Source organism: Flavobacterium sp. KACC 22763 (assembly GCF_028736155.1).
Lineage (GTDB): Bacteria > Bacteroidota > Bacteroidia > Flavobacteriales > Flavobacteriaceae > Flavobacterium.
Genome location: NZ_CP117879.1, coordinates 4,548,496 through 4,564,949 on the forward strand (window position 1 = coordinate 4,548,496; position 16,454 = coordinate 4,564,949).

8 protein-coding genes are annotated in these 16,454 nt (G+C 32.4%); 5 read left to right on the forward strand and 3 right to left on the reverse strand.

The genetic code is table 11. The features are described from left to right. The first annotated feature begins 27 nt into the window (after positions 1-27). The 5 genes from PQ463_RS19135 to PQ463_RS19155 all read left to right on the forward strand — a co-directional run bounded on the left by PQ463_RS19135 (position 28) and on the right by PQ463_RS19155 (position 11,174). Entirely contained in the window at positions 28-1,359 is a 1,332-nt protein-coding gene (locus PQ463_RS19135) for a TolC family protein (protein WP_274255035.1), read from the forward strand. Between the two features lie 12 nt (positions 1,360-1,371). Next, positions 1,372-2,439, forward strand: coding sequence for an efflux RND transporter periplasmic adaptor subunit (locus PQ463_RS19140; RefSeq protein WP_274255036.1), 1,068 nt, complete (start codon positions 1,372-1,374; stop codon positions 2,437-2,439). Positions 2,440-2,531: 92 nt separating this feature from the next. Beyond that, positions 2,532-5,708 carry an efflux RND transporter permease subunit gene (locus tag PQ463_RS19145; protein ID WP_111378936.1) on the forward strand — a complete coding sequence of 1,059 codons (3,177 nt, stop codon included), beginning with the start codon at positions 2,532-2,534 and terminating at the stop codon, positions 5,706-5,708. Positions 5,709-5,949: 241 nt separating this feature from the next. Continuing rightward, positions 5,950-9,660: an N-6 DNA methylase gene (locus tag PQ463_RS19150; protein WP_274255037.1), complete on the forward strand. Its 3,711-nt coding sequence runs from the start codon at positions 5,950-5,952 to the stop codon at positions 9,658-9,660. A 278-nt stretch (positions 9,661-9,938) separates the two neighbouring features. After that, complete coding sequence (locus PQ463_RS19155; RefSeq protein ID WP_274255038.1) at positions 9,939-11,174, forward strand: TCR/Tet family MFS transporter; 1,236 nt, start codon at positions 9,939-9,941, stop codon at positions 11,172-11,174. 70 nt (positions 11,175-11,244) lie between these two features. On the opposite strand, the gene PQ463_RS19160 is transcribed toward PQ463_RS19155, so the two are convergent. From PQ463_RS19160 to PQ463_RS19170, 3 genes are all read right to left on the reverse strand, one after another. Then, positions 11,245-13,236 carry a T9SS type A sorting domain-containing protein gene (locus PQ463_RS19160; protein WP_274255039.1) on the reverse strand — a complete coding sequence of 664 codons (1,992 nt, stop codon included), beginning with the start codon at positions 13,234-13,236 and terminating at the stop codon, positions 11,245-11,247. Positions 13,237-13,355: 119 nt separating this feature from the next. Further along, on the reverse strand, positions 13,356-13,793 hold the full coding sequence (locus PQ463_RS19165) for a retropepsin-like aspartic protease (protein ID WP_274255041.1): 438 nt from the start codon (positions 13,791-13,793) through the stop codon (positions 13,356-13,358). Then, positions 13,738-16,374, reverse strand: a complete 2,637-nt coding sequence (locus PQ463_RS19170) for a CHAT domain-containing protein (RefSeq protein ID WP_274255042.1) — start codon at positions 16,372-16,374, stop codon at positions 13,738-13,740. Before PQ463_RS19170 ends, PQ463_RS19165 begins: the two co-directional genes overlap by 56 nt. Positions 16,375-16,454 lie beyond the last annotated feature (80 nt).

The window sequence follows — 16,454 nt, forward strand, 5'->3', positions numbered from 1 at the left end:
ATTTAAAAAATAAATATTTAACTACTTATGAAAAGAATCCTTCTTATATTTTTGTGCACCATTGGCTTGACTGCCAACGCACAAACCACTTTAACCCTGAAAGACGCGGTCAATTATGCGCTTCAAAATAAAGCCGATGCTAAAAAAGCAAAGCTTCAGGTAGAGAATAGTGAGTATCAGATTCAGGAAATACGTTCGAGAGCTTTGCCACAAATTAGTGCAAACGGAAGTTTAACGTATAATCCGGTAATTCAGACTACAGTTATCGATGGTGCAGGTTTTGGGCAGCCAGGAACTACAATTCAGGCAGCATTTGGACAGAAATGGACTTCAACTGCAGGGCTTTCTTTAACTCAGGCATTATTTGATCAATCTGTTTTTACGGGTTTGAGAGCTGCAAAAACGACTCGTGAGTTTTATCAGATAAATGATCAATTGACAGAAGAGCAAGTTATTGAACGAGTTGCAAATAACTATTATTCAGTTTATGTACAAAAAGAAAGACTTATTCTATTAGATAGTAACTATGTAAATACAGAAAAAGTTCGTGATATTGTTCAAGGGCAGTTTAATAATGGTTTAGCTAAAAAAATTGACTTAGACCGTATTATCGTAAAAATGTCTAACATTGATACAGATCGTCAACAGGTTAAAAATCAGATCGAATTACAGGAAAATGCATTAAAGTTTTATATGGGTATGCCTATCGAAACTCAAATCGTTATGCCAAAAGAAGAATTTGAAGTTGTGCCAGCTGCTTTAACACAAGAGCCAAATATTGAAAATAGAACAGAATATTTGCTTTTGAAGAAACAAGAAGAACTTTTAGTATTCAATAAAAAAGCGGTTGAAGCAGGTTATTATCCTACACTTTCATTGTCTGCAGGTTACAATTACATCGGACAAGGACCTGAAATGCCTTGGTTTGCAAAACCAGAAAAAGGAGTTTACTGGTCAGATTTCTCAGCTGTTGCTTTAAACTTACACGTGCCAATCTTTACAGGTTTCGGAACTCGTGCAAAAGTACGACAGGCAGATGTTCAAATCAGAGAGTTGCAAGAAGACATTAAAGACACAAAACTTTCTCTTGATTTAGATTATAGAAATGCAATGGCTCAGATTAATAATAATCTTGTGACTATTGAAAATCAGAGAGAAAATATGCGTTTGGCGTTAGAAATCTTAGGAAATACCAAAAACAATTACCTTCAAGGTTTAGCATCTTTAACCGATTTGCTTGATGCAGAAAACGCATCACTTGAAGCTCAAAATAATTTTACAAGAGCAGTTTTAAATTATAAAATTGCCGAAATATCTCTAATCAAATCGAAAGGCGAACTTAAATCTCTTACTAAATAACAAATTATTACAATGAAGAAAATAATTATAACAGTCGTAATCATAATTGTAGCTTTTTTTGGAGTTAGCTACATTTTAAATAAGAACAAAGCAGAAAACGAAGCGAAAACTGCCATTGTAGCAGAAAAAAACGCAGCAGTTTCTGTAAAAGTGGCTACAGTAAAAACAGAAGATGTTAACTTAGGTTTTACTGCAAACGGAAACTTCGCACCAATTCAAGAATTGACTTTCTCTGCTGAAAAATCTGGAAAAGTAATTAGTGTTTTAGTTAAAGAAGGTGACTATGTAAGAGTAGGTCAAACTCTTTTAACAGTAAGAGGTGATGTTATCAATGTAAATGCTCAAGCAGCTGAAGCAGCATATCAAAACGCAAAATCTGATTATGTTAGATATGAAAATGCTTTCAAAACAGGCGGTGTTACAAAACAGCAATTAGATCAAGCAAAATTAGCTTTAACTAATGCTCAATCTAACTATACTCAAGCAAAAATCAATGTTGGAGATACAAGAGTAAAAGCGCCAATTAATGGATACATCAATAAAAAATATATCGAACCAGGATCTATTTTAGCTGGAATGCCTGCAACTGCTTTATTTGATATTGTAAATGTTTCTAAATTAAAATTGACAGTTACAGTAAACGAAACTCAAGTTGCTAGTTTAAAATTAGGACAAACTGTAGACATTACAGCAAGTGTTTATCCTGATAAATCATTTAGCGGAAAAATTACTTTCATCGCTGCAAAAGCAGATGCGTCTTTAAATTTCCCTGTAGAAATTGAAATTACAAACAATGCTAATAACGACTTAAAAGCAGGTATGTACGGAACGGCAAACTTTGGTGCTAAGAGCCAAAAACAAAACTTGAAAGTGGTTCCTAGAAATGCATTTGTTGGTAGCGTGAGCAGTAACGAGATTTTTGTTGTAGAAAACGGTGTTGCTAAATTAAGAAAAGTAGTAGCAGGAAGAATTTTAGGAGATAAAGTTGAAATCATCAATGGTTTAAATGACGGAGAAACTGTAATTGTTACGGGTCAAATCAACTTACAAGACGGAAATACAGTAGAAATTATTAAATAATTGTACCGCTTTAAGCCGTAAGCCATAAGCTTTAAGCCTTTCAAAAAAGCCTAAAGCCTACAGCGTATAGCCTACAGCCTAAAACAAAATATATGAAATTAGCCGAAATATCCATAAAACGTCCGTCGTTGGTAATTGTTTTGTTTACAATTCTGACACTAGGTGGATTGTTCAGTTACAGCCAATTAGGCTACGAGCTGATCCCAAAATTCGAAACCAACGTAATTACGGTTTCAACTGTATATCCTGGAGCTTCTCCAAGTGAGGTTGAAAATACAGTGACAAAGAAAATTGAAGATGCGATTGCGTCTCTTGAAAATATCAAAAAAATCGATTCGAAATCTTATGAGAGTCTTTCGATTGTATCGATCACATTGACGTCAAACGCAAATGTTGATATTTCGATGAATGATGCTCAACGTAAAATCAATGCGATTTTGAGTGACTTGCCAGATGATGCAGATCCGCCGTCATTGACTAAATTCTCTTTGAGTGATTTACCAATTATGACGCTTGGTGCAAATGGAAAAATGGACGAAGCAGCGTTTTACGATTTGATCGATAAAAAGATTGCTCCAGTTTTATCTCGTGTACAAGGGGTTGCTCAGGTAAACATTATTGGTGGTCAAGAGCGTGAGATTCAAGTAAACCTTGATGCAGTAAAAATGCAAGGTTACGGACTTTCTGTTCCGCAAGTTCAGCAGACAATCTTGAGTTCAAACTTAGATTTCCCAACAGGTAATATTCAAACTCGTAACCAAAAAATCTTAATTCGTTTAGCGGGTAAATATAAAAATGTTGACGAATTAAGAAACTTAGTGGTTTCTTCTCAAAACGGAATTCAAATTCGTTTAGGAGAAATTGCAGATGTTCAGGATACACAAAAAATCGCAGAGAAAATTGCGCGTGTAGATCAAAAAAGTGCTATTGTACTTCAAATTGTAAAACAATCAGATGCCAATGCCGTAGCGGTAAGTGAGCAGTTGATTAAAACAATTAAAACATTAGAGAGCGATTATAAATCGGCTCAATTAAAATTAGAAGTAGCAAAAGACAGTACTGTCTTTACTCTTGAAGCAGCAGATTCTGTTGTACACGATTTATTAATTGCGGTTATTCTGGTAGCATTCGTAATGTTGTTCTTCTTGCACAGTATTAGAAACTCATTAATCGTAATGGTATCTATTCCAGCATCTTTGATTGCAACATTTATTGGAATTTATTTGTTAGGTTACACGCTTAACTTAATGTCTTTACTTGGTTTATCTCTTGTGGTTGGTATTCTTGTGGATGACGCGATTGTGGTACTAGAGAATATTTATCGACACATGGAGATGGGTAAAAGCCGAATTCGTGCCGCTTATGATGGAACTGCCGAAATTGGTGCAACAGTAACTTCGATTACATTAGTAATTGTGGTGGTGTTCTTACCGATTGCGATGAGTACAGGATTAGTATCGAACATTATTACACAGTTCTGTGTTACGGTAATTATTTCTACAATGTTCTCGTTGTTGGCTTCGTTTACCATTATTCCGTGGTTATCTTCTCGTTTTGGAAAACTAGAGCATATTGAAGGTAAAAATCTTTTCGGAAAAATCATTCTTGGTTTCGAAAGCTATTTGACTCGTTTTACAAACTGGGTATCAAACTTGCTTAACTGGTGTTTAGATCACTACATTAAAACAATGGGAGTTATCCTTGTAATGTTTTTTGGTACAATCTTCTGGTTAATGGGAGGTGGATATATTGGAGGAGAGTTCTTCGCATCATCTGATAGTGGTGAGTTCTTAGTGCAAATCGAGATGCCAAAAGATGCTTCGTTAGAGCAAACTAACTTTATGACGCAAAAAGCAGAAGCTTTCTTAAAAGGAGAGAAATATGTTTTCAGTCAAATTACTACAGTTGGTCAAACCAGTGAAGGTTTAGGAGCGGCTCAGGCAACTGCGTACAAAGCGGAGATTGACGTTAAAATGATCGATCAAAAAGATCGTACAGATGATGCCAATGTATACGCTGCAAAAGTGAAACGTAAACTGGAAAAAGTTTTAGTTGGTGCAAAAGTAAAAACAGTTCCTGTAGGTATCTTAGGTACTGCTGAGGATGCAACTTTAGGTTTGATCGTAACAGGTCCGAACGTAGAAAGCGCCATGAAATTTGCTAAACTTGCCGAAGCAGAATTGCGTACTATTCCTGGAACAACTGAGATTAAATTAACAGTTGAGGACGGAAACCCTGAGATCAACGTTCAGGTTGACAGAGATAAAATGGCTGCGTTAGGATTAACACTTCAAACAGTTGGTTTGACCATGCAGACAGCTTATAGTGGTAATACGGATGGTAAATTTAGAGCTGGTGAATACGAGTATGACATCAACATTAAATACAACGAATTTGATAGAAAAAACATCACAGACGTTAGTAATTTGATTTTCATCAACAATGCAGGCCAGCAAATTAAATTAAACCAATTCGCAACAATTACAGAAGGTTCAGGACCAAGTAAACTAGAGCGTAGAGATAAAACAGCTTCTGTAACCGTACAAGGTCAGAACGTTGGGGTTCCAGCAGGAACAATCGTTCAGCAATGGCAAGCAAAATTAGATAAATTGCAAAAACCAACAGGAGTTAATTACATCTGGGGTGGTGACCAAGAGAACCAATCAGAAGGATTTGGTACTTTAGGAATCGCATTATTAGCCGCTATTATTTTGGTTTACCTTGTAATGGTTGGATTATATGACAGTTTCGTTCACCCGTTTGTCGTATTATTTGCTATCCCACTTTCGTTCATTGGAGTTTTATTTGCACTGGCATTAACAAACAATACATTGAATATCTTTACCATCTTAGGGGTGATCATGTTGATTGGTCTGGTGTGTAAGAATGCGATCATGCTTGTCGATTATACCAATCAGCGTAGGGCAGCTGGGGAATCTATCAGAAATGCCTTGATTCAAGCAAACCATGCACGTTTACGTCCGATCTTGATGACAACAATTGCGATGGTATTTGGTATGTTCCCAATTGCATTAGCATCTGGAGCAGGAGCAGAATGGAAAAACGGATTGGCATGGGTAATTATTGGAGGTTTGATTTCTTCATTATTCCTTACGTTAATTGTGGTTCCTGTTATCTATGATATTATGGAGAAAATCATTAGAAAATTCTCTAAAGGTGAAAAAATCGACTACGAAGCAGAAATGCATGCTGATTATACACCAACAGAATTAAGTGAAGATGGTTTTAATCCGAAACATACTCATTAATAGTTTTAATTTTTGATAGTGAAATTCCGAGCCCGAATTCGGAATTTCACCATAAAAATCCCAAGTTCCTTTAAATTGGAATTTGGGATTTTTTTATTGTTAGTATATTGGTTTAAAATATTTTTCTTATAATGGAAAATTGATTTCTTTTTATTATATTTTTGTAATTATTAGCAATATAATACATTACTTACAAATTTAATTTTTCATAATTGAATTTAAATAACTCAAAATTTATTAAATGCCTACTAAAAAATTAATACAAAACATTGGTTTTCAAGCAAAAGAAAATGCGTCAGGGATTTTTATTAAAAAATATTCCGATGGATATTCTATTGAAGTTGATTTTGAAAAATTGACATTTAATTTTGGAGGGAAAATTAAAATTCAAGGAAAAGATATTCAGAATATTTGTAAGCCCGAAGACTGGGTTGTTCTTGAATGTGTAAATAGACTTTTAGAAAAAGGATATAAACCTGAAAATATTTCATTAGAGAAAGTATATCCTGCAGGGCATGGATTTTCTGGACGATTAGATATTTGTGTGACTCGTGAAGATGGTTCAGAATATCTTTTAATTGAATGTAAGACTTACGGAAAAGAATTCGATAAAGAATTTAACAGAATCAAAAAAGATGGTGGCCAGCTTTTTACTTATTTTAAATTTAGTAATAAAGCTGATATTATCATGCTTTATGCATCAGAGTTAAAAGGAAACGATATTGTTTCTAAAAGTGAAATAGTAAAAATAGAAGACGATTACAGAACTGGTGATGTAAAAGATTTTTATGAAAAATGGAATAAACTGACCAAAGACAATGGTGTTTTTGATAATTGGGTTAATCCTTATAATTTTGAAAGTAAAGCTTTAACGATTAATGATCTTGAAGAAATTCGCCAAGAAGACAGCAGTTTTATTTTTAATCGTTTTCTGGAAATTTTACGTCATAATGTAGTTTCTGATAAAGGAAATGCTTTTAATAGGATTTTCACATTATTCCTTTGTAAAATTTACGATGAAAAAACCAATGAAGGGACAGATAATGAACTTGGATTTCAATGGTTGGAAGGTGTAGATACTCATAGAACTTTTCAATTAAGACTTACGGATTTATATAAGAATGGGATGCATGAATTTTTAGAAAAGGTGGTAACGGACTTTTCTGAGACAGAATTCAAAAATAAATTTCCAACTTTAACAGAGGAACAAAGAAATCCAATTATCGAAGAGTTTCGAAAAATTCGATTAGAAAAAAACAATGAGTTTGCAATAAAAGACGTTTATGACGAACAGTCTTTTAATGAAAATGCTGTTGTTGTAAAAGAGATTGTTGAACTTTTACAAAAATATAAGCTCCGCTATACCAAGAAACAGCAATATCTTTCAGATTTCTTTGAATTACTTTTAACTACAGGTTTAAAACAAGAATCAGGACAGTTTTTTACACCAGTTCCCGTTGCTCAATTTGTTATTAAAAGTTTACCAATAGATACTATTTTGCGTAATAAATTAAATTCTGCAAAAATTGATAATGATACGCTTTTGCCATATGTAATGGACTATGCAGCAGGAAGTGGCCACTTTTTGACAGAAACAATGCATGAAATGCAACGTTTAATTGATCAAGAAGATGATAAAAAATATAACCCTAGCATTGCAAAGAAAATAAGAAACTGGAAAGATGATCATTTTGCTTGGGCAATACAATATGTTTACGGAATTGAAAAAGATTATCGTTTAGTAAAAGTTGGAAAAGTAGGATGTTATTTGCATGGTGATGGTTTAGCAAATGTTATTCATTCGGATGGTTTAGCAAATTTCTCCCATCCTGATTATAAAGGTAAATTATTACATAAAGACAAAGATTTCCCGCAAGAAAACAAACAATTCGATATAATTGTATCAAACCCGCCATATTCAGTTTCAGCTTTTAAAAATGCTGCAAGATCATTTTATAAAGACAATGATTTTGAACTTTATAATAAACTAACAGATAGCAGTTCTGAAATTGAATGTTTGTTTATTGAGCGTACAAAACAATTGTTAAAAGATGGGGGTGTGGCTGGAATTATTTTGCCAAGTTCTATTTTAAGCAATACTGGTATTTACTCTAAATCCCGTGAAATTATTTTGCAATATTTTGATATTGTTGGAATAGCTGAATTAGGTTCTAATACTTTTATGGCAACAGGAACCAATACTGTAACTTTATTTTTAAGAAGAAGAAATAATTACGAAAGTGCTAATATTAAAATTGGAGTAGAAAAGTTTTTCTCAGTTTTACAAGATGTTACATTAAATGGAATTGAAAAACCAGTTGCTAAATATATAAACCATGTTTGGGAAGGAATTTCTTTTGAAGATTATATTTCTTTATTGAAAAAGGAACCAAATAAAGCAATTGAAACACACGAAATTTATATAGAGTATAAAAAGAAACTAAAAGCCAAAAACGATAAAGAATTTTGGAATTTACTTTTAGAAAAAGAAGCGGATAAATTATACTATTTTGTAATTGCTTATCCTCAGAAGGTGGTTTTAGTAAAGAGTGGCGAAAAAGATGCAGAAAAACGTTTCTTAGGTTATGAATTCTCTAACAGAAGAGGAAGTGAGGGTATACACCCTATACAAAGAGGTAAACATATAGAAGAATGTACTCAACTTTTTGATGCAGAAGTTTTTGATAATCCTGAAAAGGCAAGTACTTATATTTACAAAGCATTTCATGGTGATTTTGATTTTTCTATTAGTAATGTTATAGAAAAAAATGTTTCTCGTCATAATTTAATTGATATGTTAACTTTTGATCGAGTGGAATTTGAAAAAAACATTTCGCTTTCGATTAAAAAAAAAAATGAAATTGAAAGTAAATGGGATTTAAAAAAACTTGGAGAAATTTCTGTTATTGATTATGGAACTAGGATAGTTAAAAAATCAGAGCAAGGACATATTTATCCTGTATATGGTGGCGGTGGCGAAACTTTTAAATCGGATAATTTTAATAGAGAAAATGTTTTTATCATCTCAAGATTTGGGATGTCTCCAAAATGTGTCAGATATATTCAAGGAAAGTTTTTTTTAAATGATTCCGGTTTAACTTTAAACACAATTAACTCGACTATTTTAAATCAAGAATATCTAAATCAATATTTATTTTTGAACCAAGAAATGATTTATTCATGTGGACAAGGTGTAGCGCAAAAAAATCTTGAAATTGAAACTTTTAATTCATTAAAGATTCCACTTCCGCCAATAGATGTTCAGAAAAAAATTATTTTAGAAATTGAAGCTTTAGAAATAAAAGAAGAGAAAGTAAAAGATGAAATAGAAAAACAAAAAGCAAATATTAAAAATGTTGTTTCTAAAGTTTCAGGAGAATTAATTTCATTATCAAACATTACCTCCAAAATAGGAAGTGGAGCAACTCCACTGGGAGGAGAAGGTTCTTATAAACAAAGTGGAATTTCATTAATTCGTAGTCAAAATGTTTATGATAATGAATTTTATGAAAAAGGGTTGGCTTATATCGATGAAATACAAGCTGAAAAACTAAAAGGTGTAACAGTTGAAAAAAATGATGTTTTATTCAATATTACTGGAGCATCAATTTGCAGATGTTGTATTGTGCCTGAAAAATATTTACCTGCAAGGGTAAATCAGCATGTTTCAATTATTCGAGTAAATGAAAAATCTTTGCCAAAATATGTCCAAACGATTTTAATTTCTGAATTATATAAAAATCAATTATTGGAAATTGGAGATGGTGCAACTTCAAGAGAAGCGATTACTAAACAACAATTGGAAGACTTCAAGATTCCACTTCCATCTATTCTAGAACAGAAAAAAATAGTTTTAGAAATAGAAAAAATAGAAGAAAAAATTAAATCTTTAGAGAAAGAAATTGCTGAAATACCAAAATTGAAAGAAGCAGTTTTAAAGAAATATTTATAGTAATCTAAAATATGAAAAATCCCAAGTTCCTTCAATTAGGAATTTGGGATTTTTTTATTGATTCTTTAAAATTATTTCACGCAGATTTTACAGATTTTAGCAAATCAGATTAAAAATCTGCGTTTATCTGCTTAAATCTTTTTTAAATCTGCGTGAAAAAAAAAGCACTTTCAATTGGAATTTGGAATTTGAACTTTGGAATTTAAGTGTTGAGATTTGGGATTTTTTTATTGTTAATTGAAAAATCTGTTTATTTGCATCACCTTACAAAAATTATTATGCTACAAAAAGACAAGTCAGCAGCAATTGGTTTTATTTTTATTACCATGTTAATAGACATTACAGGATGGGGAATTATTATTCCTGTAATACCAAAATTAATCGAAGAATTGATTCATGGAGACATCAGCGAAGCAGCAAAAATTGGTGGCTGGCTAACTTTCGCGTATGCGATAACCCAGTTTGTATTTGCTCCTGTAATTGGAAATATGAGTGATAAATTCGGAAGAAGACCAATCATCTTGATCTCCCTTTTCGGATTTTCTTTAGATTATCTTTTATTGGCATTTTCGCCAACCATTATTTGGCTTTTTATCGGAAGAATTATTGCTGGAGTAACAGGTGCTAGTATTACAACAGCCTCAGCTTATATTGCCGACGTTAGTACTGCCGAAAATAGAGCAAAAAACTTCGGTTTAGTAGGCGCCGCTTTTGGATTAGGATTCATCATCGGACCCGTTATTGGTGGACTTTTAGGGCAATATGGATCTCGAGTTCCTTTTTATGCAGCAGCAGTTTTGTGTATGCTGAACTTCCTTTACGGATTTTTCATTTTACCAGAATCATTAAAAAAAGAAAACAGAAGAGAATTCGATTGGAAACGTGCCAACCCAATTGGAGCTATTTTAGGATTAAGAAAACACCCAACATTAATCGGGTTAATTGTTGCTATCTTTTTACTTTATGTAGGTTCTCATGCCGTGCAAAGCAACTGGAGTTTCTTCACCATTTATCAATTCAATTGGGACGAAAGAATGATCGGAATTTCGTTAGGAATAATCGGTTTATTGGTTGGAGTTGTACAAGGAGGATTAGTTCGATACATCAATCCGAAAATTGGAAATGAGAAAAGCATTTATATTGGTTTAGCTTTATATACCATCGGAATGCTATTGTTTGCTTTTGCAACAGAAAGCTGGATGATGTTTGTGTTTTTAATTCCATATTGCCTTGGCGGAATTGCTGGTCCAGCGTTGCAATCTGTTGTGGCAAGTAAAGTAGCGCCAAGTGAACAAGGAGAAATTCAGGGAACTTTAACGAGTTTGATGAGTGCTTCTTCAATTATTGGTCCGCCAATGATGGCCAATACATTTTACTTTTTCACTCATGACGATGCGCCTTTTAAATTTGCAGGAGCACCTTTTATTTTAGGAGGAGTTTTAATGTTGTTGAGTACAGTTGTGGCTTATTTTTCATTGAAAAAGCATGCCACTCCTAAAGCAGAAATTGAATAGTAAGAGATAAATTTTAGAATACAAAAAAAGCCTTCATAATTTAATATGAAGGCTTTTTTGTGATGAAGTTTTATTCTTTAATAAATTTCATTGCTTTTTCTTTTCCATCAGATTTTATATTTAGAATGTACATTCCTTTTGTGAGATTACTTAAATCAATTTCACTATGCGTATTATTTACTTTTTGAAATAAAATAGATTGGCCTGAAATGGAGAAAATCTGAATGTCTTCAATAGCTGTTTTGTTTTTGATTGATAGAATATTTTTTACAGGATTTGGGTAAAACTGAAAGTCAGTCAAATCAAAATCAGGAGTAGAGAGTGTGCCATTTAGTTTAGCTGTTACAGCAAGACGTTCTTTACTCTCGATTCCGTTTATAGTTTGCGAGGCATAATACGTTACGCCATCAACCAAAACCGTAGACAATGGTAAAGAGGGTTCTATCGCAGTTTTACTTGTTTTTCCAGTTGGAGAAGTTCCTGGTCTACTGTACCATTTAATGTTTTGACCTTCAATAACAAGATCGCCTAAAGTTTGCCCAGATTTAAATTCTAAGATCATTTCTTTTTTACCATCTATTACGGGTGCTGGTGGATTAACTGTTAAATATAACATGGTGTAACAACCATTTTCATCGATAACATAAATTTCATGATTTCCAAAACTTACATTAGTAAAGATATTATTAGTCACACGTTCGGGAAGATCTAAAGAATAGAGATATTTTCCCGTTCCTCCAACTGCATTTACAGTTATGGTTTGATTTTCAATATTTGCACTTGCAACTATTGGATCAGGCTCACTTATATGTACTACTAATGATCTAATAGTGCAGTTTACAGCATCAGTAACATCAACAGTATAATCTCCAACACTTAAATTTTTAAAAATATTAGACGATTGTAGGTTTGTGAGTTGAGTTCCAACGGCATTTCTAAGTTGATATTTGTATGAAAGAATACCGCCAGTTGCATTTGCTTCAATTTCTCCGTCAGCTGATGATGCACAGCTTGCATTTTTGGCTATTAATTCAACAGATATTGGGTTATATTGTATTATAACAATGGTTTGCGTAAACGTACAGTTTGTAGCATCTTTTGTTGTTATAGTATAATTTCCTGCATCTAAGTTGGTTAAAGTAAGGTTAGATGTTTGATTAGTTGTGTAAGGAGAACCATTTATGGAGTATTGATATGGTGATTTTCCTCCTTGTGTTATAATTGTAATAGAACCTTTATTATTACAAGTAGCATTGGTTGCAACAGCAATAGAAGATAAAGTAGATTTGTATTGATTGACCGTAACTGTTGTTGAAGCAGTACATCCCATTTGATCTTTTACGTATACAGTATGAGTTCCTGCTTTTAATTCGCTTGATGTATTTGAATTGGAGTAATTAATGCCGTCAAAAGAGTAAGTATAAACAGATGTTCCTCCAGTTCCTGTAATTGTAACAATATCTTTGTCGCCACAGTTAATGCCTTCTGTTACAACTGCATTTGCTTTTAAAGGTATATAAGGTTTAACCTGAACAAAAACTGGCGTATCAGTTTTACAATTATAAGAATCTTTTATTAGAATAGTGTAATCGCCAGGCTCTAGATAAAATTGCCTGTTAGCAAGATATGTCTGTCCATAATCTAACGAATAGCTAAAAATTTGACTCGCGCCTGGCAGAACTGAAACTAATTGAATTCTTGTTCGAGGTTCATTACAGTCAGGATTTATTGTTAAAGCCACAATCTGCTCAGTAGGATAGAAGATTAATTGAAAGAAATTTGTTGTAATAGTACCTTTATTGTTTATTCTCGCATAAACTGTTTGCGATTGAGGCGATACAAAAGCTGTTGGATCTGGAATTGGACTTGTATTAGTATTAGCGTCATTAAGACTTAAATGGTAACTTACTGTAGTTTCGTTAGGATTTAAGTTACCGATTAATTCAGCATTTCGAGTCGTTAAATTAAATATAGGATATGTTTGACATCCCGAAAGAGGGCTAATCTGAGCAAAAATTAAAGTTGGCAATAAAAAAAGAAAACAAAGTAGAGTTTTTTTCATAAGTATAGATTTGTTAAAATAGCGCAACAAATATAATAAAAAACCTAGCCTTTGAATATTATAATACAAATATTGTTAAAATTATGGTTTCCCGTAAAAAAATGCGTTTTTTTATAGTCCTACTTTAAATACAAATAATGGTTAAAATAATCAATAATTGCTTTTCCTTCCAATAGAACATCGGCGCCTATAATGCCGTGAACAGGTTTGGCTTTGAAAGATTCTAAAGCTTCATTTACGTGTGAAAGGTCAAAAATTACGATATTAAAATCTTTATTTTTCCAGCTTCCCAATTGCAATTTGTTTTTAGATGAAATCTGAGTTGTCATTCCAGTACCTCCCGCTCCTGAAGCTTTTGTTTTAGAATTTTTTGCAGAAAGTTCAAAACGTTCAATAGACTCAAAACCCACGCAAGTGTTTGATGCGCCTGTATCTAAAATGAAATTACCAGAAACGCCATTAATCTTGGCTTTTATCTGTAAATGCTGTGTTTTGGTTATTTTAAACTTTATTTTTTTGTACTTCTCTATTTTGAGAATTTCGTGAAGATTTTCCATTTCTGTAATGATTGAAACCCAAAAATAAGCCAATTACCGCCAAAAAACTAATGATATATAAGATATAATTGGTTTCCTTTTCAGGTTTTTCGAGAGTGCCGTAATATACAAAAGCACTCCAGTAATAAGGTGATTTTTTTGCATTTGGAATATTTTCATCTTTTAAAAATTCTCTTTTTGCATTTGCGGTTGCCTTTACAAAAGAAGAATTATGATTAAGATCTTTATAAAAATAATCCATAAAGACTGAAGTCGTATAGTCGTTGACATTCCACAAAGAAAACAAAAGATTCTGCGCTCCTGCAAACTGAAAACCTCTAGCAACACTCATAGCGCCTTCGCCTTTATATAATTTTCCAATTCCGGTTTCGCAGGCACTTAGAACCACTAAATCAGGGTTCAGTTTTAAATTGTACAATTCAGAAAATAAGACTTCCTGATCATAAAATTTAATGCTGGCTGGAATTTCAAAATCGCCTGAAGAGGCGTGTGTGCTTAGGTGAATAATTGATTTTCCAATTGAATTATTCTTAAAGTTTGAAAAACTGGCATTTTCATTTTCAAAAAACTGTCCTTTAAAATTATGTTGTATCGATTGCAATTCATTTTTTGAAAAAGGAAGTTCGTAATTGGTTTTTGCAAAAATTGGAAAGACTCCTAAAATGCTCTTTTTATTGTTTGAAAGCGCGTTAGTATTAAGATATAATTCAGCTGAGTTATTGTAAGCAACATCAAATTTATCGAGCAGATAATGCATTTTTGTAAAATTTGAAGTATTGGATGTTTCATTTATTAATGCTTCAAAAGGCAGAAAAGATAGAATGCCGTCTGGAATTATGATTAAGTTTTTATGCTTTTGTTCATTAGGAATTTGAAGTTTTTTATAAACCTCATTTCCCAGCAAATTATATTTTTTCGGATTATTTGCTATAACCGAAGGATCTTTAAAAAGTTCGATAAAAGAAAGTAATTCTGGAAAAGCATTCTTTTCAGTTTCAATTTTATACAGCGCAATTTTTTTGTTTTCCAGAGTAAAATTATAAATGCAGTGAGCTCCAAAAAAGTATTCTATTACTATAGCATTGTCTTTTTCTAATTTGGTGTAAAGTCCAGAAAGATTAAAGCTAGAACTCTTTTTTGAATCCGTTTTACTTTGTTTTGTTTTCAAAAGCAGCATCAATTCATTCTGCTTTTTAACCGCCTCATTGATTTTCGAAATATCAGCCAATTCCAGTTTTTGCTGTTCTTTTAAAATTGTAGTATTCCAATTTTGCAATTGCTGTAAAATTAGTTTTTCTTCTCTTGAAATTGTTTCTAAGTTTTTTAAATGATTCTTTAAAACCACAGATTTTGTTTGTTCCGAAAGTAGAAAAGCACTTTCCAGATAACTCATTTTTCTCTCTTTTTCATAAAGAGAAAGATAGATTTCGATGCTTTTTTCAGTACGATTTCGGTTTCTGACCTGCGTTATAATTTTAGAATTTTCATAAACCAAAAGCGACTGAATCATTTCTTCAATTTTAAAGGAAAGCCCAAAGCTTTTCAGTGCATTTTTAGGTTGATTTTCAGCTAAAAAAATCAAAGCCTGCAAATCTAAAGCATCTAATAAAACAGTTTCCGCATAAAGCGAATTCTGATTTGGCAGTCTGTTTTTGGAATTCGAAAAGGATGGAAGAAGCGTTTTGAATATTAATGCGATATTTTCTTGTGCTTCCGCTAATTTTCCTTCGCTAAAAGCAATAAAAGCCGCTTCAAAGTAAAACTGTCCTATTTTTCTAGGTTCTCTGTTAGGAGTTTTATTGAATTCAGTTTTGGCTTTTTCGAAGTATTCAGATGCTTTTGCAAAATCATTTTCATTTACTTTCAACTGTGCCAGATTTCGATATGCATTTGCTAAAGTTTCAGTTTGCGATTTGTAATTTTTTAAAAGAGAAACCGCTTTTAAAAAGGAAGTTTCTGCTTCCAATTTTTTAGAAGATAAAACATAGTTTGTTCCTAAATTATTCAGCAAAAGCCCTTTTTCTTTATTAGAAAGTTTTTCGGTCTGAATTGTCTTTTCAATTAAATCTATCGCTTTATAAACGTTACCCGTATTTTGATAAACATTTGAAAGATTTAGAATTGCGGCCGTTTTTTGACTCTTATTTTTCTGCTGACTGGCAATAAAATAATATTGTTTTATAGTGTTTTCAGCATTTTCATAATCACCCAAAACAGTATATAAATTACCTAAAGGTTTGAGGCAGAATTCAATTATATCATAATTTTTCAGTTTGTTTTTCTGATAAATCATCCAAGCTTTTTCGTAGCTTTTTACGGCATCCAAATTCTGTCCAAACTGATTTTCATAATACGCTTTATTGCAGTTTAAAATGACAATTGCCAATAGCTCATCTCTCGTTTTAGGCTTTGCACTTTTCCAAAAATCACTTTCTATGTTTCTTAAATTCTGTAACGCTTCCGCGGAAGGATTTGCGGTAAAACTATCAACAGCATTATAGATTTTATCTTCCTGATTTTGTCCAAAAATATTCAGACTCAGGAAAAGAAGGATAAAAACATATAAGTGATGTGAGTTCATATTAAGCTTTTTTTATATCGCAGAGAAACACAAAGATTTTTTCGCAGAGATTCGCAAAAGAAAAAGACTTTGTGTATCTC

Coding starts and splice junctions, on each gene's coding strand:
- PQ463_RS19155 (WP_274255038.1), top strand. CDS start 9,939: ATGCTACAAAAAGACAAGTCAGCAGCAATTGGTTTTATTTTTATTACC.
- PQ463_RS19135 (WP_274255035.1), top strand. CDS start 28: ATGAAAAGAATCCTTCTTATATTTTTGTGCACCATTGGCTTGACTGCC.
- PQ463_RS19140 (WP_274255036.1), top strand. CDS start 1,372: ATGAAGAAAATAATTATAACAGTCGTAATCATAATTGTAGCTTTTTTT.
- PQ463_RS19145 (WP_111378936.1), top strand. CDS start 2,532: ATGAAATTAGCCGAAATATCCATAAAACGTCCGTCGTTGGTAATTGTT.
- PQ463_RS19170 (WP_274255042.1), bottom strand. CDS start 16,374: ATGAACTCACATCACTTATATGTTTTTATCCTTCTTTTCCTGAGTCTG.
- PQ463_RS19165 (WP_274255041.1), bottom strand. CDS start 13,793: ATGGAAAATCTTCACGAAATTCTCAAAATAGAGAAGTACAAAAAAATA.
- PQ463_RS19150 (WP_274255037.1), top strand. CDS start 5,950: ATGCCTACTAAAAAATTAATACAAAACATTGGTTTTCAAGCAAAAGAA.
- PQ463_RS19160 (WP_274255039.1), bottom strand. CDS start 13,236: ATGAAAAAAACTCTACTTTGTTTTCTTTTTTTATTGCCAACTTTAATT.